18 protein-coding genes are annotated in these 21,055 nt (G+C 73.6%); 9 read left to right on the plus strand and 9 right to left on the minus strand.

The annotated features are described in order from the left end of the window. Nucleotides 1-86: 86 nt before the first annotated feature. From ACFYVL_RS33860 to ACFYVL_RS33875, 4 genes are read left to right on the plus strand one after another with little or no spacing between them, the layout of a single operon-like run. Nucleotides 87-1,034 carry a glycosyltransferase family 2 protein gene (locus ACFYVL_RS33860; protein WP_389251778.1) on the plus strand — a complete coding sequence of 316 codons (948 nt, stop codon included), beginning with the start codon at nucleotides 87-89 and terminating at the stop codon, nucleotides 1,032-1,034. Beyond that, nucleotides 1,031-2,260, plus strand: a complete 1,230-nt coding sequence (locus tag ACFYVL_RS33865) for a polysaccharide pyruvyl transferase family protein (protein WP_389251780.1) — start codon at nucleotides 1,031-1,033, stop codon at nucleotides 2,258-2,260. Before ACFYVL_RS33860 ends, ACFYVL_RS33865 begins: the two co-directional genes overlap by 4 nt. Next, on the plus strand, nucleotides 2,257-2,805 hold the full coding sequence (gene rfbC / locus ACFYVL_RS33870; RefSeq protein WP_389251782.1) for a dTDP-4-dehydrorhamnose 3,5-epimerase: 549 nt from the start codon (nucleotides 2,257-2,259) through the stop codon (nucleotides 2,803-2,805). The genes ACFYVL_RS33865 and rfbC overlap by 4 nt, the downstream gene beginning before the upstream one ends. A 38-nt stretch (nucleotides 2,806-2,843) precedes the next feature. Then, complete coding sequence (locus ACFYVL_RS33875) at nucleotides 2,844-4,178, plus strand: glutamate-1-semialdehyde 2,1-aminomutase (protein ID WP_389251784.1); 1,335 nt, start codon at nucleotides 2,844-2,846, stop codon at nucleotides 4,176-4,178. An 81-nt stretch (nucleotides 4,179-4,259) separates the two neighbouring features. Here ACFYVL_RS33875 and ACFYVL_RS33880 read toward each other — a convergent pair whose 3' ends face one another. The 9 genes from ACFYVL_RS33880 to ACFYVL_RS33920 all read right to left on the minus strand — a co-directional run bounded on the left by ACFYVL_RS33880 (nucleotide 4,260) and on the right by ACFYVL_RS33920 (nucleotide 12,981). Continuing rightward, nucleotides 4,260-4,940: a phosphatase PAP2 family protein gene (locus ACFYVL_RS33880; RefSeq protein WP_389251786.1), complete on the minus strand. Its 681-nt coding sequence runs from the start codon at nucleotides 4,938-4,940 to the stop codon at nucleotides 4,260-4,262. A 265-nt stretch (nucleotides 4,941-5,205) separates the two neighbouring features. After that, nucleotides 5,206-6,648 carry an MFS transporter gene (locus ACFYVL_RS33885; RefSeq protein WP_389251789.1) on the minus strand — a complete coding sequence of 481 codons (1,443 nt, stop codon included), beginning with the start codon at nucleotides 6,646-6,648 and terminating at the stop codon, nucleotides 5,206-5,208. A gap of 239 nt (nucleotides 6,649-6,887) precedes the next feature. Then, nucleotides 6,888-7,394 (minus strand): DUF4232 domain-containing protein, encoded by a 507-nt coding sequence (locus ACFYVL_RS33890; RefSeq protein WP_389251791.1) that lies wholly within the window; start codon nucleotides 7,392-7,394, stop codon nucleotides 6,888-6,890. A 289-nt stretch (nucleotides 7,395-7,683) separates the two neighbouring features. Further along, entirely contained in the window at nucleotides 7,684-8,910 is a 1,227-nt protein-coding gene (locus ACFYVL_RS33895; RefSeq protein ID WP_389251793.1) for a cytochrome P450, read from the minus strand. After that, nucleotides 8,835-10,202 (minus strand): cytochrome P450, encoded by a 1,368-nt coding sequence (locus ACFYVL_RS33900; RefSeq protein ID WP_389251795.1) that lies wholly within the window; start codon nucleotides 10,200-10,202, stop codon nucleotides 8,835-8,837. Before ACFYVL_RS33900 ends, ACFYVL_RS33895 begins: the two co-directional genes overlap by 76 nt. Beyond that, entirely contained in the window at nucleotides 10,199-10,771 is a 573-nt protein-coding gene (locus tag ACFYVL_RS33905) for an ATP/GTP-binding protein (protein ID WP_389251797.1), read from the minus strand. Before ACFYVL_RS33905 ends, ACFYVL_RS33900 begins: the two co-directional genes overlap by 4 nt. Before the next feature lie 10 nt (nucleotides 10,772-10,781). Next, complete coding sequence (locus tag ACFYVL_RS33910) at nucleotides 10,782-11,141, minus strand: DUF742 domain-containing protein (protein WP_389251799.1); 360 nt, start codon at nucleotides 11,139-11,141, stop codon at nucleotides 10,782-10,784. Then, entirely contained in the window at nucleotides 11,138-11,566 is a 429-nt protein-coding gene (locus ACFYVL_RS33915) for a roadblock/LC7 domain-containing protein (protein ID WP_389251801.1), read from the minus strand. The genes ACFYVL_RS33910 and ACFYVL_RS33915 overlap by 4 nt, the downstream gene beginning before the upstream one ends. Next, a complete protein-coding gene (locus tag ACFYVL_RS33920; RefSeq protein WP_389251803.1) occupies nucleotides 11,563-12,981 on the minus strand; it encodes an ATP-binding protein in 1,419 nt (472 codons plus the stop codon). The genes ACFYVL_RS33915 and ACFYVL_RS33920 overlap by 4 nt, the downstream gene beginning before the upstream one ends. 469 nt (nucleotides 12,982-13,450) lie before the next feature. Between ACFYVL_RS33920 and ACFYVL_RS33925 the strand changes: the two genes are divergently transcribed. The 5 genes from ACFYVL_RS33925 to ACFYVL_RS33945 all read left to right on the plus strand — a co-directional run bounded on the left by ACFYVL_RS33925 (nucleotide 13,451) and on the right by ACFYVL_RS33945 (nucleotide 20,923). Continuing rightward, entirely contained in the window at nucleotides 13,451-15,304 is a 1,854-nt protein-coding gene (locus ACFYVL_RS33925) for an ABC transporter ATP-binding protein (protein ID WP_389251805.1), read from the plus strand. Continuing rightward, complete coding sequence (locus tag ACFYVL_RS33930) at nucleotides 15,301-17,106, plus strand: ABC transporter ATP-binding protein (RefSeq protein ID WP_389251807.1); 1,806 nt, start codon at nucleotides 15,301-15,303, stop codon at nucleotides 17,104-17,106. Before ACFYVL_RS33925 ends, ACFYVL_RS33930 begins: the two co-directional genes overlap by 4 nt. 182 nt (nucleotides 17,107-17,288) lie before the next feature. Beyond that, a complete protein-coding gene (locus ACFYVL_RS33935; RefSeq protein ID WP_389251809.1) occupies nucleotides 17,289-18,206 on the plus strand; it encodes a MurR/RpiR family transcriptional regulator in 918 nt (305 codons plus the stop codon). Nucleotides 18,207-18,306: 100 nt separating this feature from the next. After that, nucleotides 18,307-19,254: an N-acetylmuramic acid 6-phosphate etherase gene (murQ, locus tag ACFYVL_RS33940; protein ID WP_389251811.1), complete on the plus strand. Its 948-nt coding sequence runs from the start codon at nucleotides 18,307-18,309 to the stop codon at nucleotides 19,252-19,254. A 103-nt stretch (nucleotides 19,255-19,357) separates the two neighbouring features. Beyond that, nucleotides 19,358-20,923 carry a PTS transporter subunit EIIC gene (locus ACFYVL_RS33945; protein WP_389251813.1) on the plus strand — a complete coding sequence of 522 codons (1,566 nt, stop codon included), beginning with the start codon at nucleotides 19,358-19,360 and terminating at the stop codon, nucleotides 20,921-20,923. The last annotated feature ends 132 nt before the right edge of the window (nucleotides 20,924-21,055 follow it).

Below are 21,055 nucleotides of genomic sequence, written 5' to 3' on the forward strand. Positions count from 1 at the left end.
CTGAGCCGGTGCCCCTGACCCGACGTCCGTGCCCCGTCCCCCGTGAAGCGCCATCCGTGAAGCGCAACCCGTGAAGTGAGGAAGCCATGACCGCCCTTCCCCGGCTCAGCATCGGCCTGCCCGTGTACAACGGCGAGGAGTACCTCGCCGAGTCCTTCGACGCCCTGCTCGGCCAGACCTACGAGGACTTCGAGCTGGTCGTCTCCGACAACGCGTCGACCGACGGCACCCAGGACATCTGCCGCAGGTACGCCGAGAAGGACTCCCGCATCCGCTACATCCGGCTGTCCCGGAACGTCGGCGCGGCGCCGAACCACAACTACGTGTTCACCCAGTGCCACGGCGAGCTGTTCAAGTGGGCCTCGCACGACGACCTGTACGCCCGCACCCTGCTCCAGCGCTGCGTGGAGGCGCTGGACGAACGCCCGGACGTGATCCTGGCCCACGCCGACCAGGCGGTCATCGACGAGCAGGGGCAGGTGAAGGTCCCTTACGAGTACACCCTGGCCACCGACTCGCCGCGGGCTCCCGAGCGCTTTCGCAGCATGCTCTTCGAGCCCGGCGGGGACGACTTCTACGGGGTGATGCGGGCCGACGTGCTGCGCCGGGTGAAGCCGCACGACAGCTACCACCACGCGGACCGCACGTTCGTCGCGGAGATCGGGCTGCACGGCCCCTTCCACCAGGTGCCCGAGCTGCTGTACTTCCGCCGCGACCACCCCACGCGCGCCGAGCGGGCCAACCCCTCCAAGCGCTCCCGGTGCGTCAACCTGGACCCGCGCAGGGCGGGCCTGCTGCATCCGACGCCCCGGCTGCTCGCCGAGTACGTGGGGGGCTTCGTCTCGGCGATCCGGCGGGCGCCGCTGTCCTCGGCGGACCGGCGCGCGTGCTACCGCCACCTGGCCGCGTGGGGAACGAGCCGGGCCAGGCCGGGGGCGGGCGAGCGGGTCGAGGACCGGGCCCCGGTCGACCCGGCGCTGCTCGCGGTCTCGGTGGACGACCTCGTCGCGGGCCGCGAGGGGAGGCGGGCGTGACCTCCGCACGCCGGACCCCGCCGCGCGTCGGGGTGTTCGGCCTGCTCGGCTCCGGCAACCTCGGCAACGACGGGTCGCTGGAGGCCCTGCTCGCCCTGCTGCGCGCCGAGCACCCCGGGGCCGTGGTGGACGCGCTGTGCGGCGGGCCCGAGGTCGTCGCCTCGCGGTTCGGGATACCCGCGACACGGCTGCACTGGTACCGGGGTGAGTACCGGACCGCGTCGCGGGCGGGCGCGGTCGCGGGCAAGGCGCTGGGCAAGCTCGTCGACGTCGTCCGCACCGCCGCCTGGGTGCGCCGGCACGACGTGGTGATCGTGCCGGGCATGGGCGTGCTGGAGGCGACGCTGCCGCTGCGGCCGTGGGGCTTCCCGTACGCGTTGTTCCTGCTGTGCGCGAGCGGGCGGCTGACCCGTACGCCCGTCGCGCTGGTCGGCGTCGGGGCGGCGCCGGTCCGCGACCGGGCGACCCGGGCGCTGGTGCGCTGGTCGGCGGGGCTGGCCGCGCACCGTTCGTACCGGGACGCCATGTCCCGCGACGCGATGCGGAGGATGGGCGTGGACACCTCGCGCGACGAGGTCCACCCGGACCTCGCCTTCGCGCTGCCCGCGCCGCCCGCGGCCACCCCCGCCGGGCCGCCCGGCCCGGTCTGTGTCGGCGTCATGGACTTCCACGGCGGCAACGACGACCGCGCGCGGGCCCGGGAGATCCACCGCCGCTACCTGGACGGGACGACCCGCTTCGTCCGCGCCCTGGTCGCGGAGGGCAGGCAGGTCCGGCTGCTGACCGGCGACGCGTGCGACGCCCCGGTGGTCGCCGCGATCCTCGACGCCGTCGACTCGCCGCTGGTCTCCGCCGCCGAGGCGGCCTCGCTGGCGGACCTGATGGCGGAGACGGCGGCGGCCGACACGGTGGTGGCCACCCGCTACCACAACCTGATCTGCGCGCTGAAGTCCGGCACTCCGACCCTCGCGCTCAGCTACGCGGCGAAGAGCGAGGCGCTCATGGACCGGATGGGCCTCGGGGCGTACTGCCACCCGGCCCGCGAGGTCGACGCCGACCGGCTGCTCGAACAGTTCCGGGAGCTGGAGAAGCAGTCGGCCGGACTGCGCCGGACGCTCGCCGAACGGAACCTGGAGGCGGAACGCCAACTCCGGGAGTCTTTCGCCCACTTGACAAAGGCCGCGATCCCGGCCGACCGCACCCAGGCCCTTCGGGAGGCACCGTGAAGGCAATGGAAGTACCGGAGATCGACGGCGCGTACCTCTTCGAGCCGACGCCGTACGCCGATGAACGCGGCTTCTTCTGCCGCACCTTCGACGCCGAGGTGATCCGCTCGGTGGGCCTCGACCCGGCCGCCTTCGTCCAGGACAGCGTGTCCCGTTCGGCCCGGGGGGTGCTGCGCGGCATGCACCTGCGCTCCGGGGCGGGCGAGGCGAAGCTGGTGCGCTGTTCGCACGGGAGGATCTTCGACGTCGTGGTGGACCTGCGGCCGCACTCCCCGACGTACCGCAACCGGGCCTTCTTCGAGCTGTCCGGCGACACGCAGACGACGCTGTACGTCCCGGCGGGGTGCGCGCACGGCTTCCAGGCGCTCACCGAGACCGCCGACACGTCGTACCGGATCGACCGTCCGCACGACCCCTCCGAGGACGTGACGATCGCGTTCGACGACCCGGACCTCGACATCCCGTGGCCGCTGCCGCCCCGGCTGATGTCGCGGCGGGACAAGGAGGCACCCGGCCTCGCCGAGGCCCTGAGGCAGCGGTCCTGAGAAGCGGACCTGAGACCGCAGAAGGAGAGTTGAGCGGCGTGGACACCGAAGAGACCGAGGAATTCCGGCTGCCCCGGTCGCGGGCGGCCAACGAGCGGCTGCACGCCCTGGTTCCGGGGGGCGCGCACACGTACGCCAAGGGCGACGACCAGTACCCCGAGCACCTGGCGCCCGTCATCAGCCACGGCGAGGGCGCCCACGTGTGGGACGTCGACGGCAACCGGTACGTCGAGTACGGGTCCGGCCTGCGGTCGGTCAGTCTCGGTCACGCCCACCCGCGGGTGCTGGAGGCGGTGCGCCGGGAGCTCGGCCGCGGCAGCAACTTCGTGCGGCCCTCCGTGGTGGAGGTGGATGCCGCGGAGCGTTTCCTGGCCACGGTGCCGACCGCCGAGATGGTGAAGTTCGCGAAGAACGGCTCCGACGTCACCACCGCGGCGGTCCGGCTGGCCCGCGCGGTGACCGGGCGCCCGCGGGTGGCGATCTGCGGCGACCACCCGTTCTTCTCCGTCGACGACTGGTTCATCGGCACCACCCCGATGTCCGCGGGCATCCCGGCGGCCACCACCGAGCTGACGGTGTCCTTCCCGTACGGGGACCTGGCGGCGACGGAGGAACTGCTGGCCGGGTACCCGGGCGAGGTCGCCTGTCTGATCCTGGAGCCCGCCGGTCACGTCGAGCCTCCGCCGGGCTATCTCGCCGGGCTGCGCGAGCTGGCCGACCGGCACGGCTGCCTCCTGGTCTTCGACGAGATGATCACCGGCCTGCGCTGGTCGGAGGCGGGCGCGCAGGGGCTGTACGGCGTGGTCCCCGACCTGTCCACGTTCGGCAAGGCGCTGGGCAACGGGTTCGCGGTCTCCGCGCTGGCCGGGCGGCGCGAGCTGATGGAGTGGGGCGGGCTGCGCCACGGCGGTGAGCGGGTGTTCCTGCTCTCCACGACGCACGGGGCGGAGACGCACTCCCTGGCGGCGGCGATGGCCGTCCTCACCACCTATACGGAGGAGGGGATCACCGCGCGGCTGCACGCGCTCGGCGAGCGGCTGGCCGCGGGGGTGCGCGAGGTGGCGGACGCCCACGGCGTCGGCGACCACGTGGTCGTCCGGGGCCGGGCCAGCAACCTGGTCTTCGCCACCCTCGACGAGCACCGGCGGCCGTCGCAGGAGTACCGGACGCTGTTCCTGCGCCGGCTCCTCGCGGGCGGGGTGCTGGCTCCGTCGTTCGTGGTGAGCAGTGCGCTCGACGAGGCGGACGTCGACCGCACGGTGGAGGTGGTGGCGCAGGCGTGCGCGGTGTACCGCAAGGCGCTGGACGCCGGGGATCCCGCCCCGTGGGTGGGCGGCCGCCCGGTGAAGCCGGTGTTCCGCCGGCTGGTGTGACGCGGTACGGGTGCCGTGCCGGGGCGGCCGGCACCCGTGGCGCACTGCCCGGGGAGAAGGGGCACGGGCCGGGGCCCGGCGTCAGCGGCGCTCCCCGGCGGCGGCGTCCGTCCGCCCGGTCCGCCGCCCCGCCGCCCTGTCGACCGCCCACGCGGTCGCCGGGACCACCGCCAGCGCCGCGCACCAGCCGCCGAGGGTGTCGGTCGGGTAGTGCGCGCTCAGGGCGACCTGCGCCCAGCCCATGACCGCTCCGGCGAGCACCGCGGCGCCGAGCACGAGCAGCAGGGCCGCCGCCCTGCCGAGGCCGCGCCGGGCCGCCACCAGCAGTGCCGCGGAGAGGGCGAGCGCGGTGAGGAAGGCGGTGTGCCCGCTCGGGTAGGACAGGTTCTCGTCGCCGTGGATGGTGCGTCCCACCACGTACTTGAGGAGTGTGGTCGTCACCACGGTGACGCCGCAGCCGACCACGACGAAGACCGCCGCGCGGGGGTGCCGCAGCAGCAGGCAGACCGCCACGGCGGCCACCATCAGCACGGCCGCTCCCGCGGGCTCCCCGAGGAAGTCGACGGCGAGGGCGACGTGCCGCCACGGCGGCCGGACGTCCCGCATCTCCGGGATGATCCAGGCGTCCAGCGTGCCGGGCCGTTGGTGACCGGCGTACATGACGCCGAGCACGACGACGGCGAGCGCGCCGATGACCGCGGTCGTCGCGAGCCAGCCGCGTAACGAGGAAGGCAGCAACGCGCTGCTGCCCTTGGGTCCCACCTGACGCCTCCCCCACTGCTCCCAGGGCGGGGCAGAGCCGGGAACCGCTCCCTGTCACGGTCCCGAACTCACCTGAATTTCCCGCCCGTTGGCCAGGCCCACGGCGCGGGCCTCCCCCTGCCCCTCTGCCACCCTAGCCAACAATCACCGGCGCCAAACCGCCGTGCGCGCCCGGCCGGGAGGTGTCCCGGGCGGGCGCGTCGTGCGGTGGTGCGGTGAGGGGCCCGGCGATGCGCGGCTCCGTTCGGGGTTGTGCCGGGGGCGGTTACGGGGCGCCGACCTGCTCGCCCCGCGACGCCGGCTGTCGTGGCGCGGCGGTGGCGGGACGCTTTTCGCCGCGCATGGCCAGCAGGGTGACCAGGCCGCCGAGTGCGGCGATCACCGCGGCTCCGGTGAAGGCGGCGCCGAAGCCGTTGGTCAGGGCCGGCAGGTCGCCGAGGGTGCCCGCACCCCGGGAGGTGGCGAGGGCGGTCAGGGCCGCGAGGCCGAGCGCCGAGCCCACCTGGTACGTGGTGTTGACGATGCCGGAGGCGAGACCGGCCTGCTCCTGGGGGGCGCCGGACATCGCGGTCATCATCGTCGGGATGTAGGCGAGGGACATGCCGAGCGCCGCCACCAGCGAGGCGGGCAGGACGTCGACGAGGAAGCTGCCCGTCGGGCCGACCGCCGACAGCCACAGCAGCCCGGCCGCGAGGACCAGCAGGCCGCCGACGATCAGCGGCTTCGCACCGAACCTCGCCATCAGCCGCGCCGTGATCATCGTCATGAAGATCATCAGCAGCAGGGTCATGGGCACCAGGGCGGCGCCGCTGGCGAAGGCCCCGTATCCGAGCACCTGCTGGAGGTAGAGGTTGAGGAAGTACCACATCGGGATCCAGGCGGCGCCGAGCAGCATCATCGCCAGGTTGGCCGAGCCGAGCCGGGGCACCCGCCACACGCTGAACGGCATCAGCGGCTCGCGCACGGACCGCTGGACGACCAGGAAGAAGGCCAGCAGGGCTGCCGCGCCCGCCAGTTGCAGGACCGTCGCGGTGGAACCCCAGCCCGCCTCGGGGGCCCGTACGACCGCGAAGACGGCCAGCGCGAGTCCCGCGGTGACGGCGACGGCACCGGTGAGGTCCACCGAGCCGCGACGGCTCGCGACGGCGGGCAGCACCTTGGTGGCGGCGAGCGTGGCGAGACCGATGGGGATGTAGATGATGAAGACCCACGGCCAGCTCAGCCACTCGGTGAACACGCCGCCCAGGAAGACCCCGGCCGTACCGCCCGCCGGGGCCGCGGCTCCGTAGAACGCCATCGCCTTCCCGAGCTCCTTCGGGTTGTGCCCGAAGAGCATCATCAGCAGCGTCATGGCCGAGGGGGTGATGAGCGCGCCGCCGACGCCCTGGACCCCGCGCCCCACGATCTCCACCCAGGCCGTGCCGGCCGCCGCGGCCAGCACCGAGCCGGCGATCATGACCGCCCAGCCGGTGACGAATATCCGCCGGGCGCCCACCAGGTCGGACAGCCGTCCGCCGAGCAGCAGCAGACCGCCGAAGACGATCACGTAGGCGTTGAACACCCACTGCAACTCGCCCTGGGAGAAGCCCAGGTCCTTCTGCATCTCGGGGAGCGCGACCCCGATGATCGACGTGTCCATGATCACCATGAACTGCGCCATGGCGAGCACCGCGAGTGCCCACCAGCGCTTGGGATTGACGGTTGACATGACCTTCACCTCTCCAGTTCTGCATACCCCTAGGGGGTACCCGAGGTCCGCAATTTAACATACGGGAGGGGGGTATGCGAGGGGCGGATGGGAAGTGACGGACCGTCAACTGGCGGCGGGTTCACGGGAAGAGCCGCGCAGCCCGTGCACCGCGGGTGCCCGCACACGAGGGCCGCCCCGGTGCGCGGCGGCGGACGGAGTCCTGCGCGCACCGGGGCGGCCTGTGACGTACGGGGAGGTCAGGCGCCGCGCCGCACCGGCCCCACGAGGGTGCCCGGGGCCACCGTGAGGGCACCCGCGGCCACCGACGTACCGGGGATCTCCCCGCCGGGCGCCCGGAGAGTGAAGGACGCCTCGTCGGCGGGGGTGCCGGGTGCGGCCGAGGGGATCTGGACGTCGAAGTGCACCGGGTGTCCCGGCCCGAAGGTCACCCTGGTCCCCTGCTCGCCGTAGCGTCCGGCGGTGATGCCCCGGTCCACGCCGTGCTGCGAGAACCGCACCTGGATGGGCGAGCCCGCCAGTTCGCACGACTGGTAGCCGCGCGGGGCGGTCAGGGTGACCCGGTAGTGGTGGTGTCCCGCGCTGCCGGGCGCCGGGGTGATCTTCGCGAGGTGGTTGGCCGGGCGGCAGGCCGAGGGGGCGGCGGCGCCGGCCGTCCCGGACGAGGCCTGCGCGGTCCCGGCGGCCGCGACGCCCAGCAGCGCGGTCGCGACGAGGGCGGCGGCGGTCTTCCGGTGGTTGCGCATCAGGAACACTCCTTGCCTTGTGCGGCGGTTCCGCGAGCGGGACGGGCGCGCTCCGGCGGAACCGTGGTCCCCACGATGCCTGCCCCCTGGTGCACGCGGGGAATGTTCCAGAGTTGTCACAGAAGGGGAGATAGGCGGCTTTCGGCCGCTTGTGGGCGGCCGTGCGGGCGGGGGAAACGCGCGCACCCCTGCCCCGGGGATACGCAAGCCCCGCACCTCGGGGAAACGCACGCGCCCCTCCCCGGGGTACGGGAAGGGGCGCGCTGCCGGGGCGGTCCGGCCGGCGGGGTCAGTCCGCCTTGGTGAGCCGTACCGGCAGGGCCCGCAGGCCGCCGACGATGAAGCCGCCCGCCGGTTCCAGCTCCTGCGCGGGCACCGCGAGGCGCACGTCGGGGAAGCGGGCGAAGAGCGCCGGGAGGGCGATTCTGGCCTCCATGCGGGCCAGCGGGGAGCCGATGCAGTGGTGGATGCCGTGCCCGAAGCTGAGGTGCTCGGGGCTGGGGCGCCGTACGTCGAACTCGGCCGCCGTGTCGCCGTGCTGGTGCGGGTCGCGGCCGGTCGCCGCGAAGGACGCGAGGATCGCCTCGCCCTGGCGGATGGTGGGCCCGCCGGGGATCTCGATGTCCTCGACGGCGTACCGCAGCGGCAGGTTGGTGACGCTGGGCGCCCAGCGCAGGGTCTCCTCGATGACGTCGTTCCAGGCCACCTCGCCCGCGAGCACCGCGGTCAGCTGCTCGGGGTGGGTGAGCAGGGCGTGCACCGCGTTGCCTATGAGGTTGACGGTGGTCTCGTGGCCCGCGACGAGCACCAGCAGGAGCGTGTCGATCAGCTCCTGCTCGGTCATCTTCTGCCCGTCCTCGTCCCGCGCGGAGACCAGGACGCTGGTCAGGTCCTCGGCGGGCTCCCGGCGCTTGAGGGCGGCCAGGCCCTTCAGGAGTTCCTGGATGGCCACGTAGGTGGCACCGGCCTCCTCCGGGTCGACGGAGGTCATGATGATCTCCGACATCCGGGCCAGTTCGCTGCGGGTGTCGCCCTCGGGGATGCCGAAGAGCTCGCAGATGACCTGCATCGGCAGCGGGTGCGAGAAGTGCGCGCGCAGGTCGACCTCGGCGCCTGCGGGCACCTCGCCCAGGCGGTCGAGGAGGTCGGCGGTGATGCGCTCGACGGAGGGCAGCATCGCGTCCGTGCGGCGGGCCGTGAAGGCGGGGGCGATCAGCTTGCGCAGCCGCCGGTGGTCGCTGCCGTACGCCGTGAACATGTTGTTCACGCCGACCCAGGTGGCCAGCCAGGTGTCCTGGTACTCGCCGCGCTGCCAGGCGGGCCAGTGCTGCCGGGCGTCCTTGGAGACCCGGGGGTCGGTCAGGAGTTCCTTGAGCAGGGCGTGCCGGGTGATGGCCCAGGCCTCGGGGCCGTCCGGGAGCTGGACGAGCGTGGCGGCGCCTAGCTCGCGGAGGCGGGCTGCTTCTCCGTGGACGTCTGTTCCTGCCGGGTCGATCGCGACGGGCTGCTGTCCCATGGGGTGGCTCCTGCCTGGTTGGGGGTGATGGGGGTGAAACGGGCCGGAAGGGCCGCGAGCGCCCGCTGGAAACCGCCGGGCCGCCACTGCAACGGCTGGTCGGGGGTTTCGAGTTCGATGTCGGAGAGCCAGGCGGTGAGCCGTTCGATCGCGGTGGTGGCGATCACCATGGCGTGCCGCTGCACGGGGCACCCGTGCGGTCCGGCCGACCAGGAGAGGTGCGCGCCGCCGCCCGACCGGGCCTGTTCGTGGGAGACCGCTCCCGCCTGGGTGTTGGCGGCGGCGTACGACACCAGGACGAGCTGTCCGGCCCTGACCCAGGTGCCGTGGAAGAACACGTCGCGGCGGGGGTAGTGCGCGGAGTAGTTCGCCATCGGCGGGTCGTTCCACAGGACTTCCTCGATGGCGTCGCGCGCGGTGAGGGCGCCGCCGGAGAGGGTGCTGTAGTAGCGGTCGTCGGAGAGCATCCGGGAGAGCGCGTTGCCGATGAGGTTGCCGAGGGGCTCGTTGCCCGCGGCCATCGTCAGCACGATCTGCTGGATGAGTTCCTCGTCGGACAGCCCGTTGGGGTGGTCCATGAACCAGGAGGTGACGTCGGGGCCGCGCCGCGCCTTCTTGGTGGCGACCATCTCCATGATGTACGCCTCGAAAGCGGCGTTGGCGCTGTTGGCCTCCTCCGGCGAGGCGCCGTCCATCAGCCCGCCCACGGCGGCGATGAGTTGCTGGCCGTAGGAGTCCGGCATGCCGAAGAGGTTGTTGAACATCAGCATCGGCAGCAGCTGCGCGTACTGGGCGACGAGGTCGGCCCGGCCCGTCGCGCCGAAGCCCTGGATGAGGGTGTCCGCCGCGTGCCGCACCCGGGCGCGCAGTTCGTGCGGTTCGACCAGCCGGAAGCTGTCGGTGATCACCTGCCGGTAGCGGCGGTGCACCTCGCCGTCGTTGAACAGGGCGTTGGCCCGCCAGCCCAGCATCGGGATGACCGCCGAGTCGGGCGGCACCGTCTGCATCCAGGCGCGGGAGTCCTTGGACCAGGTGGTGTCGTCGTTCAGCAGTTCCAGCGCGGCGCGGTAGTCGGTGACGAGCATGGCCGTCACGTCGGGGGCGATCTCCACGGGCGCGAGGGCCCCGTACTGGCGCAGGTGCGCGTAGTAGCGGTGCGGGTCGGCGGCGAACTCCGGGTCGTAGAGCCGTACGAGCGTGTCGCGGCCGGCGCCGTCCAGCGGGTGGGTGCCCGAGGCGTGGGCGGGGCAGCCCGGGGGCGGTGCGGCACCTGGGTGGTGCGGGGAGGTCAAGGAGTCTCCTGGGGCGTGTGGGCCAGTACGTGCCCGACGAGGGATATGAGCGCGTCGACGGACTGGTTCTGGTCCCGGGCGTCGCACATCACGAGGGGGGTGTCGGGGTGCAGGTCGAGTGCGTCGCGCAGCTTCTCGGCGTCGTAGTGCGGCGCGTCGGGGAAGGTGTTGACGGCGACGGCGTACCGCAGCCCGGCCTCCTCGATGATGTCCATCACCTCGAAGGAGTCGGCCAGGCGGCGGGTGTCGGCGAGGACGAGGGCGCCGAGGGCGCCGCGCGCGATGTCCTGCCACAGCGGTCTGAACCGCTTCTGGCCGGGCGTGCCGAACAGGTAGAGCACCAGGTCGCCCGGGAGCGTGAGCCGCCCGAAGTCGATGGCGACGGTGGTGGTGGTCTTGTTCCGGACGCCGGCGAGGTCGTCGACGATCGCGCCGGACTGCGTCATGACCTCTTCGGTGTGCAGCGGCGGCGTTTCGGAGAGCGTCCGGATCAGCGTGGTCTTGCCGACGCCGAACGGTCCCGCGACGAGGAGCTTGACCAGGGTCTGGTCGGCGCTCGAAAGGTACATGCTGCCGGTGTTAGGACTTGAGAGAGCGGAGTCCATCGAGAACCCTCTCCAGGATCTGCCGGTCGAATTGCTCGGCTACGGGGATGGGGACACGGGCGTACAGCCGCCCGGCGTCGACGAGGTCGGCCACCAGGACCTTGGCCACGCTGACGGGCAGCCCCAGGTGGGCCGCCACCTCGGCCAGAGACAACGCCCCGGGCTGGAGGAGCTCCAGGATCCGGTGCTCCTCCGGGCGTACTTCACTGGTGATCGGCATGTCCGCACTGCGCAGCAGCGAGAGCCTGTCCAATGTGTTGCGGCTGGGCGTGGCCCGTCCGCCGGTCGCCAAGTAGGCCGGTACGAGTCGCCTGTTGCTCTGGCGCGGGGTCATGCCGGGCTGCCGAGGTCCCGGGCCGGGCTGTTCATCACCTTCGTGCCGAGGGTGGTGACCTGGACCTGCATGTGGTGGGCGACGACCCCCATGTTGACCTCGGGGGCGGCGAACACGGCGAGGCAGGTGTTCTGCCCGGCGGGGATCGCGAAGACCCAGCCCTCCTCGGACTCGATGACGGTCTGGCGCAGCGTGGCGTCGTCCTGTTCGGCGAACGCGGCGGTCACCGCGCGCCCGGCGCCCTGGAGCGCGGACATCATGGCGGCGACGCCTTCGGCGGCCTCGCGGGTGAGGCCCGGCGAGGCGCCCTCGATGAAGCCGTCACCGGAGATCACGGCGGCGTGGGTGACGTGCGGCAGCTCCAGGAGCGGGGCCAGCACCCAGGACTTGTCCTCGGTGACACGGCGGCGTGCGGGGCTGTTCATGAATGTGCGTTCCCTTCGGGACTACGAGGGGGCTGGGGCCTGGCGGCGGCCCGTCCTGATTCGGTGCCCTGCTGGAGAGCGGCCCAGCGGGAGGCGTTCTCCTCCGGGGTCCGCGCGGGGGCGGGCTCGGTGCGCGGCGCGCTCTGCCGGGTCTCGGAGGCGGGCCGGCGGCGGCTGCGGCGGGGCAGTTCGCCCTCGGCGGGCGCGGCGTGCCGCGGTGCCTCGGCGGGGGCGGCCGTGGCGGCGGGGGTGCCCGCGCCGAGCGGCGCCGTACGGGTCGGCAGCGGGGTGTGCCCGCTGTCCGGGGCGGCCGGTTGGTGGGGCAGCGGTGCCATGACGGACATGGGCTGACTGCTCTCGTCGAGGACGGTCAGGAGGGGGTCGCCCGGGATGTACACGACGGCGCGCACGCCGCCGTACGGGGAGGGCTCGACGTGCACGCCGAAGCCGTACTGCCGTACGAGCTGGCCCGCCGCGGCGAATCCGGACCGGGGCGGGTCGCCGAGCTGGGTGAACAGCAGCTGGTCGTCGCCCGACAGCAGCTCCTTGGCGCGCTGGAGTTCGTCGGGGTGCATGCCGACGCCGTAGTCGTCGATGATGACCGAGGCGCCGCGGTTGCCCTGCTGGAGGGTGACGGCGACGGGCAGCCCGTGGTGCGAGTGGTGCAGGGCGTTGGCCAGCAGTTCGGTGACCGTGATGGCGACGGGTTCGACGGCCCTGGCGACCACGGCGACCGGGTCGCGCAGCTGGTTGCTGATCTGGACCCGCTCGTAGCCGCGCAGCCGGGAGGAGGCGCCGACGACGAGTTCGGCGAGGTAGGAGTCCTCCCGGGTCAGGCCGGGCCAGGCGCCGCAGACCACGCCGGTGGCCTGGATGCGGCGCAGCGCCTGCTCGTTGAGGAAGTCGGCGGCGAGCAGGTCCTGGGCGATGTGCGGGTCGTCGTAGCGGTGCTGCATCTCCTGGAGCGAGGTCTGGAGCTGGTAGAGCAGCGCCTGGATGGTGGTGGTCGCACCGCGCAGGGTGGACTGGGCGGCGGCGTCGACGCGCTCGCGCTCCTTGGTGACGGCCGCGCCGGTCCGCTCCAGTACGGCGCCGAGCGCGCGGTCCGTGGTGGTGCCGGCGAACCGGCCGTCGAGCAGGCCGCGAACCGCCATGTGGGGGTGGGCGATCGCGAGCGTGAGATCGGGGAGCCGCGCGTCGGCGAGGTGCTGGATCTCGGCTTCCACGGCCCGCAGACGGGCCGTCAGTTCGGTGTTGCTGTGCAGCGAGGCGGTGTTCTGCGCCTCGGACGTGCCAAGACGCTTGCGGAGTTCGGCGCTGTGCATCCGGGCGCGGACCACGACCACCGCCAGAACAACGGCGGCGGCCGTACCTGCGCTGAGGCACCAGAGCAGTGCCTCGGGTATGGATGTCATCGAGATCCTCGGGTGGGGGACGATTCCGGTCGGCCTCCGCAGGGGGGCGGAAGCCGATCTTCGAGCGATGCTACCCGCGAGTTGACGGACCGTAAGCTCTTCGTCGCACTGCGACTGAGAAGTGCGGAAGGTTCGATTCCGCCCATGATGCCCCGGTGGGGGACGTGATGACGAATTCCCTAATACGCCCAGGGGGTACGGGAGTTCGGCAACTGACCTATAGGGGGCGGCGGTTGAGGGGGCGGGGACCGTGACGCCGCTCCGCCGTGCCCGTACGTACCCGTGCGGCCCCCGCCTCGTGCCCGTGCCCCCTCGTACCCGCGGCACGCGCTGCCCCCTCCCACGCCACCTCGCCCCGGCACCCGGCACCCGCGTGACCGGGCACCCCTGACGGGGCCCAGCTCAGGGGCATGATCTGATCGAGGGGTGCTGTCGGTGACGTAGCCGGATCAGGGACGGGAGCATGGGCATGGCCGAAGGACCGGAGTGGTACGCCTCGGCGGGCCGGGTGCCCCATGCCGATCCGGGGACGCCGGACTTCCGGGGTCCGGCGCGGTACCTGTGGTGGCTGGTCGGGATGCAGCGCGGGCGGGTCCTCCTCGGCGCCCTGTGGGGCAGCTCGTGGATGTGCGCCCTCATGCTGCCGCCGTACCTGATGTCCCGGGCGATCGACAGCGGGCTCCGGGCGCGGGACACCGGGCAGCTGGTCCTGTGGGTCTCGCTGATCCTCGTGGTCGGCGCGGTGGTGGCCGTGCTCGGCATCCTGCGCCACCGCACGATGACGCTCGTCCGGATCGACGCGGCGTACCGCACCGTGCAGGTCGTCGTCCGGCAGATCACCCGGCTGGGGTCGGCCCTGCCGGGCAAGGTGTCGGCCGGCGAGCTGGCCCATCTGCAGGCCGGCGACGTGGGCCGGATCGCCCAGACCCTCACCATCACGGGGCCCGGTGTGGGCGCGGTGATCGCCTACACCGCGACCGCCGTACTGCTCTTCCGCATCTCCGCCCTGCTGGCGCTCGTGGTGCTGCTGGGAGTTCCGCTGCTGGCCGTGGTCCTCGGCCCGCTGCTGGGGAAGCTGCACGGCGCGGAGGGGACGTACCGGGAGAAGCAGGGGGACCTCACCGCGCAGGCCGTGGACCTGGTCACCGGGCTGGGCGTGCTCAACGGCATCGGGGGCAAGGCGGCGTTCGCGGCCCGCTACCGGGAGCGCTCCCGGGCACTGCTGCACGACGGCTACCGGGTCGCCGCGCTGACCAGCTGGGTGCAGTCGCTGGGCGCCTGCCTGCTGGTGGTCTTCCTCGCCGCGGTCACCTGGATCGCCGCGCGGATGGCTGCCACCGGCGCCATCACGGTCGGTGAACTGGTGGCCGTCTACGGGTACGTCGCCGCGCTCCTGGCCCCGGTGTCCTTCTTCGTCGAAGGCGCCGACGACCTGCCGCGCGGGCTCGTCTCGGCACGGCGGGTGACCGCCGTGCTGGCGTTGCGGCCCGACGTCGAGGACCGGGCGGCGCCGGACCCCGGGCCGGCCGGTCCCGCCGGACTGCACGACCCGGAATCCGGTCTTGAGCTGCCCGCGGGCCTGACGTCGGCCCTGGTCGGCGCCCGGTTCGCGGAGTCGCGTGCCGTGGTGGACCGGCTCGGCCGGTACACGGAGTCCGGGGTGACCTGGGGCGGCGTTCCGCTGGGCGGCATGGAGCTGGCCGAGGTGCGGCGCCGGGTCCTGGTGGCCGACAACGACACGTACCTCTTCGGCGGGACGGTCCGCGACGCCGTCTCCGTGGGGGCGCACGACGACGCGCTGATCGCACGGGCGGTACGCACCGCCGTGGCCGAGGACATCGTGGAGAAGCTGCCCGACGGGCTGGACTCCCGGCTGGACGACCGGGGCGCCAACGTCTCCGGGGGCCAGCGGCAGCGGCTGCGGCTCGTCCGCGCGCTGCTCGCCGACCCTGAGGTGCTGCTGCTGGTCGAGCCGACCTCGGCACTGGACGCGCACACCGAGGCCACCGTCGCCGCGCGGCTCGACACCGCCCGCGCGGGACGCACCACCCTCCTGGTCAGTACGTCGCCGCTGCTGCTGGACCGGGCGGACCAGGTGTCCTTCCTGGTGGCGGGGCGGGTCGTGGCGGTGGGCACGCACGCGGAGCTGCTGGCGGGCCGCCCCGACTACCGGGCGCTGGTCTTCCGGAGCACCGAGGAGACCACGGCCGAGGAGACCGGCGCCGCCCCGGCCGCGGAGGGCGGTCCGCCGCTTGCCCAGGACCCACCGGGCGCCCGCCCGCTTCCCCTCCCCCAGGTCCCCCGGGAAGGAACCGGCCGATGAACGACGCGTACGAGGCGTCCGTGCTGCCGGTCGCCGACGGGCCGACCGCACGCCGGGCCGCGTGGCGGCTGCTCCGGGACGACCGGGGCGCGATGGTCCGGATCGTGCTGCTGACCTGCCTCGCCTCGCTGACCGGGCTCGCGAGCCCCTGGCTGCTGGGGAAGATCGTCACGGAGGTGGAGCGGGGCGGGGTCACCACCTCCCGGATCGACCAGCTGGCGCTGGGCGTCCTCGGCTTCGCACTCGCCCAGCTGGTGCTGACCCGGTACGCCCGCTACCACTCGCACCGCTTCGGCGAGCGCGCCCTGGCCCGGCTGCGCGAGGAGGTCGTCGAGGGCACCCTCGCCCTGCCCGCGCGCGTGGTCGAGCGGGTGGGCACCGGCGATCTGGTGACCCGCTCGTCCGTGGACGTGGCCACCGTGGCCTCGACGCTGCGCAACGCCGCGCCGGACGTGTTCCTCGCGGCGGTGCAGGTGCTGTTCATCCTGGTCGCGGTGTGCGTGCTGCATCCCCTGCTGGGGCTGTGCGCGCTGGCCGGGATGCCGCTGGTCTGGTGGGCCGGCCGCTGGTACCTCGCCAGGGCCAGGGACGCGTATCTCGCGGAGGGCGCGGCCGGGGCCGAGGTCACCGAGGCGCTGAACGCGACGGCGCAGGGCGCCCGTACCGTCGAGGCGTTCGGGCTGGGCGGGAGCCGCGTACGGCACACGGACCGGGCCATCGACGCGCGGTACCGCGCGGGCCGGCACACCCTGTTCCTGCGGACCGTGCTCTTCCCCGTCACCGGGTTCGCGCACACGCTGCCCTTGGCGCTGGTGCTGCTGGTGGGCGGCTTCGCCTACCTGGACGGCGTGGTCGAGCTGGGCGTGGTGGTGGCGGGCGGTCTGTACATGTGGCAGCTGGTCGACCCGCTCGACCGGGCGCTCGCCTGGATGGAACAGCTCCAGAGCAGCGGTGCGTCGTTCGCCCGGATCAAGGGCGTGGGCCTGGTCACCGAGGAGGCCGTGCCCGACGGTGGCCGCCCGGCCGACGACCTGATCGAGGTCTCCGGGGTGCGCTACGCCTACTCGGGCACGCACGACGTGCTGGACGGCGTCGATCTGACCGTGCGGCCCGGCGAGCGGCTCGCGGTGGTGGGCGCCTCGGGTGCGGGAAAGTCCACGCTCGGCAAGCTGATGTCCGGGGTCGGGGTGCCGCGTACGGGGTCGATCACGGTGGGCGGTGTCCCGGTCGCGGCCCTGGCCGCCGCGGGCACGCTGGGCAACCGCATCATCCTGATCACGCAGGAGCACCATGTGTTCCTGGGGACGCTGCGGGAGAACCTCGCGATGGCGGCGCCGGAGGCCGACGACGCCGCCATGCTGTCCGCGCTGGCCCTGGTGGAGGCGGGCTGGGCGCGGGAGCTGGCGGACGGCCTGGACACCCGGCTCGGGGCCGGTGGCGTACGGCTGGACGCCGCGCAGGCCCAGCAGCTCACCCTGGCCCGGGTGCAGCTGGCCGATCCGCACACGTTGATCCTGGACGAGGCGACGGCGCTGCTGGATCCCACGACGGCGCGGCACGCGGAGCGCGCCATGGCCGCCGTGCGGGCCGACCGTACGGTGATCGCCATCGCGCACCGGTTGCAGACCGCGCACGACGCCGACCGGATCGCCGTCATGGCCGAGGGCCGGATCGTCGAGCTGGGCACGCATGACGAGCTGATCACGGCGGACGGCCCCTACGCGTCCCTGTGGGCCTCCTGGAACGGCGCTCCCCGGCCCGGCCCGCGCACCGCCGAGGCCCCTCCCGGGCGCGGCGCTTGAAGGCCGAAGTTCCCTCTCGGGCGCGGCGGTCGAGGGCTGCCGCCGCGCCTCGGGACCGCGCGCGGGAGCGGCCGGCCGGGGTGGGCGGCAGCGCTCCCGTCGCGCGGGAAGTGACCTAAGCCCCTGCTCGGCGGCCCCTAGGTCCCCCCACACGGCCCCGGCACGGTGGTAACTTTCACTGTGTGAACACCAATCCGGTAGAAACTACCGCCCCCGCGGGTCATCCCCTGCCCGCCAAGGTCCGCACGCTGCTGGCCGGCATGTCGGCCCAGCAGCAGGTGGTGGCCCGGAGTCTGCTCGCCGACCCGGAGGCGTGCTCGCGCATGACCGTCACCGATCTCGCCGAGCACACCGGCACCAGCGAGACCACCGTGGTGCGCACCGCCCGGCTGCTCGGCTACTCGGGCTACCGCGACCTGCGCCGCGCCCTGGTGGAGGTGGCCACCCACGCGCAGGGCCCGGCCGCCGACACCGTGGGCGGGGTGGCCCTGACGGATCCGCTGGAGACCATGGTCGCCAAGCTGGCCGCGGAGGAGCGGCAGGTGCTCGCCGACACGGCCGCCCAGCTGGACCTCACCCAGCTGGACGCGGCGATCACCGCCCTGTGCTCCGCCCGCCGGATCGACGTGTACGGCATCGGCTCCTCGGGGTCGGTCGCCGAGGACCTGGCGGCCAAGCTGATGCGGATCGGCCTGGTGGCGCACGCGCACGCCGACGCCCACCGCGCGATGGCCAGCGCGGTGCACCTGAACCCGGCCGACGTGGCCGTCGGGATCTCGCACTCGGGAACCACCCTGGACGTCGTCGACCCGCTGCGCACCGCGGCCGACAACGGGGCGACCGCGCTGGCCATCACCAGCCACCCCCGCTCGCCCGTCGCCCACTACGCCGATCACGTGCTGGCCACCGCGGCGGCGGCCCAGGGCAGCGATCTGCGGTCCGCGTCGATGAGCAGTCGTACGAGTCAACTCCTCATCGTGGACTGCCTGTTCACCGGCGCCGCCCAGCGCACCTACCACACCTCCGCGCAGCGCGGGCTGGCCGCCTCGTACCAGGCGGTGCTGCCGCGCCACCAGGCGACCGCACCCAACGGCCGCTGACAAGGGCCCCTCCCCCACGGGCCGCCCCGACCACCCGCCCCGGCAACCCACCCCGCCCCCTCACCTCGTCCGCCCCCACCCCGCAGCAAGAGAGAACGTCATGACAGGCACCGCCCCCCTCCAGGAACTCCGTTCGCAACTGGACTCACTGTCCACCGAGGCCCACCGCCCCGAACTGGCCGAGATCGACACGCTGCCCACCGAGGACCTCGTCCGGCTGATGAACGCCGAGGACGCGAAGGTTCCGGCCGCGCTGGAGGCCGCCGCCCCGCAGCTGGCGCGGGCCGCCGACGCGGTGGCGGAGCGGATGCGGCGCGGCGGCCGGCTGATCCACGTCGGCGCGGGGACGGCGGGCCGCATGGGCGTGCTGGACTCCGCCGAGTGTCCGCCCACCTTCAACACCGCCCCCGGCCAGGTCGTCGGAGTGATAGCGGGCGGACTCGACGCCATGCTCGGCGCGGTCGAGGGGGCGGAGGACGACGCCGACGGCGCCCTGGCGGCCTTGCGCGAGCTGGCGTTGACACCGCGGGACACGGTGGTCGGCATCTCCGCCTCGGGGCGCACCCCGTTCGCTCTGGGCGCCGTGCGGTACGCCCGCGCGGCGGGCGCCCTGACGATCGGGCTCTCCTGCAACGCGGAGTCCGAGATCGGCCGGGCGGCCGACCTCGCGCTGGACCTCGTGGTGGGCCCGGAGTTCCTCACCGGCTCCACCCGGCTCAAGGCGGGCACCGCGCAGAAGCTGGTGCTCAACACCCTCTCCACGGTGGTGATGATCAAGCTGGGCAAGACCTACGGAAACCTGATGGTCGACGTGCGGGCCTCCAACGACAAGCTGCGCGCCCGCTCTCGCCGGATCGTCGCCCTGGCGACCGGTGCGGACGAAGCCGCCATCGAGGCCGCGCTCACCGCCGCCGACGGCGAGGTCAAGAACGCGATCCTCATGCTGCTCGCCGGGGTCGACGCCCCCTCCGCCGCCCGGCTGCTGTCCGAGCACGCCGGGCACCTGCGTCAGGCGCTCCCCGCCCCGCAGACCCCCGGCGCCGCCTGACCGGCCTGACCCCGCACACCGGCCCCACCCGGACAGCCCCCGCCTCCCCCACCCGACAAGCACCCCGCCTTCCCCCAACGACGCACGGAACGGCAGCACCACCATGGACAAACACACCACCACCGCCGGAGAACTCCTCGACCTGGTCGGGGGCGCCTCGAACGTCACCTCCGTCGCCAACTGCATCAGCCGGCTGCGCCTGGGCATCGCCGACCCCGGCCGGGTACGGAGCCAGTCCATCAAGGACCACCCCGCGGTGATGGGTGTGGTCGAGGACGACACGTACCAGATCGTCCTCGGCCCGGCGGCCGTCAACCAGGTCGCGGAGGCCTTCTCCCGGCAGGTCGAGCAGGCCCGCGCCGCGACGGCGGCCGAACCGCCGGCCGACGGCGGCGAGGACGGCTCCGGGGGCGACGCCGAGGCGCTGGCCGCCCGGGGCGCGGCCCTGAAGGCCGCGCAGAAGGAACGCAACGCGACCAAGGGCAAGCTGTTCATCCGGAAGATCGCGAACATCTTCGTCCCGCTGATCCCGGCCCTGATCGCCTGCGGTGTCATCGCGGGCGTCGGCGGGGTCATCAACTCCCTCGCCCTGTCGACCGGTTCGACCGCACTGGCGGGCATCGTGCCCACCACCACCGCGCTCGCCCAGGGCTTCATGTCGCTGATCGCCGTGTTCGTCGGCTACAACGCGGCCAAGGAGTTCGGCGGCACCCCGGTGCTCGGCGGCGCGGTCGCCGCGATCGTGGTCTATCCCGGCGTCGTCAACATCACCCACACCCTGTTCGGTGAGCTCAAGCCCTCCCAGGGCGGTGTGCTCGGCGCGCTCGGCGCGGCCGTGCTCTGCGCCTGGCTGGAACGGTGGGTCCGCCGCTGGGTGCCCGACGCACTCCAGGTCCTGCTGGTGCCGACCCTCGCGGTGGCGCTCTCCGGGCTGGTCGCCCTGATGTTCCTGATGCCGCTGGCCGGTGTCGTCGCGGGCGGCATCGGCGACGGCGCGACCTGGCTGCTCGGCCACGCCGGAGCGGGCGCGGGCGTCGTGCTCGGCGGACTGTTCTCCTCGCTGGTCATGCTGGGCCTGCACCAGGCGCTCATCCCGATCCACACCACCCTCATCGAGCAGCAGGGCTACAGCGCGCTCTACCCGATCCTCGCCATGGCGGGCGGCGGCCAGGCCGGTGCCGCGCTCGCGGTCTACTTCCGGGCCCGCCGCAACGCCTCGCTGCGCCGGACCATCAAGTCCGCCCTGCCGACCTGTGTGCTGGGTGTCAGCGAGCCGGTGATCTACGGAGTGACGCTCCCCCTGGTCCGCCCCTTCATCACGGCGGGTGTCGGCGCCGCGGTCGGCGGCGGTCTGGTCGGACTCTTCTCCCAGCTGGGCGTCACCACCGGATCCACCGCCATCGGCCCGGCCGGTCTGGTGCTGGTTCCGCTGCTCGACGGCAGCAAGGGCATCGGCCCGGCGGCGCTCATCTACACCGGTGCCTGGCTGGTGTCGGTCGCGGTCGCCTGCGCGGTGACGTACTTCTGGGGCTTCTCCCGGACGATGCTCGCGGAGCTCGACACCGACCCGGTGGAGAAGGAACCCGTCGCCTCGGGCAGCACCTCGCGGCGCGCGGCACAGTCCGCGAAGGACGCCCCCGAACCGGCGGACAGCATGGGCACCTCCTGACCCCACGGGCGGAGGGGGGGGGGGGCCCCCGGGGCCCCCCCCCCCCCCCGGGGGGGCCCCCCCCCGGCGCCCCCCCCCGGGCCCCCCCCCCCCCCCCCCGGCGCCCCGCCCCCCCCCCCCCCCCCCCCCCCC

The organism is Streptomyces sp. NPDC004111 (assembly GCF_042874215.1).
Taxonomy (GTDB): Bacteria; Actinomycetota; Actinomycetes; order Streptomycetales; family Streptomycetaceae; genus Streptomyces.

What these genes read in the sequence shown, in the direction of transcription:
- ACFYVL_RS33945 (WP_389251813.1), top strand. Translation starts at nt 19,358, where the DNA reads ATGGACAAACACACCACCACCGCCGGAGAACTCCTCGACCTGGTCGGG.
- ACFYVL_RS33890 (WP_389251791.1), bottom strand. Translation starts at nt 7,394, where the DNA reads ATGCGCAACCACCGGAAGACCGCCGCCGCCCTCGTCGCGACCGCGCTG.
- ACFYVL_RS33895 (WP_389251793.1), bottom strand. Translation starts at nt 8,910, where the DNA reads ATGGGACAGCAGCCCGTCGCGATCGACCCGGCAGGAACAGACGTCCAC.
- ACFYVL_RS33860 (WP_389251778.1), top strand. Translation starts at nt 87, where the DNA reads ATGACCGCCCTTCCCCGGCTCAGCATCGGCCTGCCCGTGTACAACGGC.
- ACFYVL_RS33915 (WP_389251801.1), bottom strand. Translation starts at nt 11,566, where the DNA reads ATGAACAGCCCCGCACGCCGCCGTGTCACCGAGGACAAGTCCTGGGTG.
- ACFYVL_RS33885 (WP_389251789.1), bottom strand. Translation starts at nt 6,648, where the DNA reads ATGTCAACCGTCAATCCCAAGCGCTGGTGGGCACTCGCGGTGCTCGCC.
- ACFYVL_RS33910 (WP_389251799.1), bottom strand. Translation starts at nt 11,141, where the DNA reads ATGACCCCGCGCCAGAGCAACAGGCGACTCGTACCGGCCTACTTGGCG.
- ACFYVL_RS33925 (WP_389251805.1), top strand. Translation starts at nt 13,451, where the DNA reads ATGGCCGAAGGACCGGAGTGGTACGCCTCGGCGGGCCGGGTGCCCCAT.
- ACFYVL_RS33930 (WP_389251807.1), top strand. Translation starts at nt 15,301, where the DNA reads ATGAACGACGCGTACGAGGCGTCCGTGCTGCCGGTCGCCGACGGGCCG.
- ACFYVL_RS33920 (WP_389251803.1), bottom strand. Translation starts at nt 12,981, where the DNA reads ATGACATCCATACCCGAGGCACTGCTCTGGTGCCTCAGCGCAGGTACG.
- murQ (WP_389251811.1), top strand. Translation starts at nt 18,307, where the DNA reads ATGACAGGCACCGCCCCCCTCCAGGAACTCCGTTCGCAACTGGACTCA.
- ACFYVL_RS33905 (WP_389251797.1), bottom strand. Translation starts at nt 10,771, where the DNA reads ATGTACCTTTCGAGCGCCGACCAGACCCTGGTCAAGCTCCTCGTCGCG.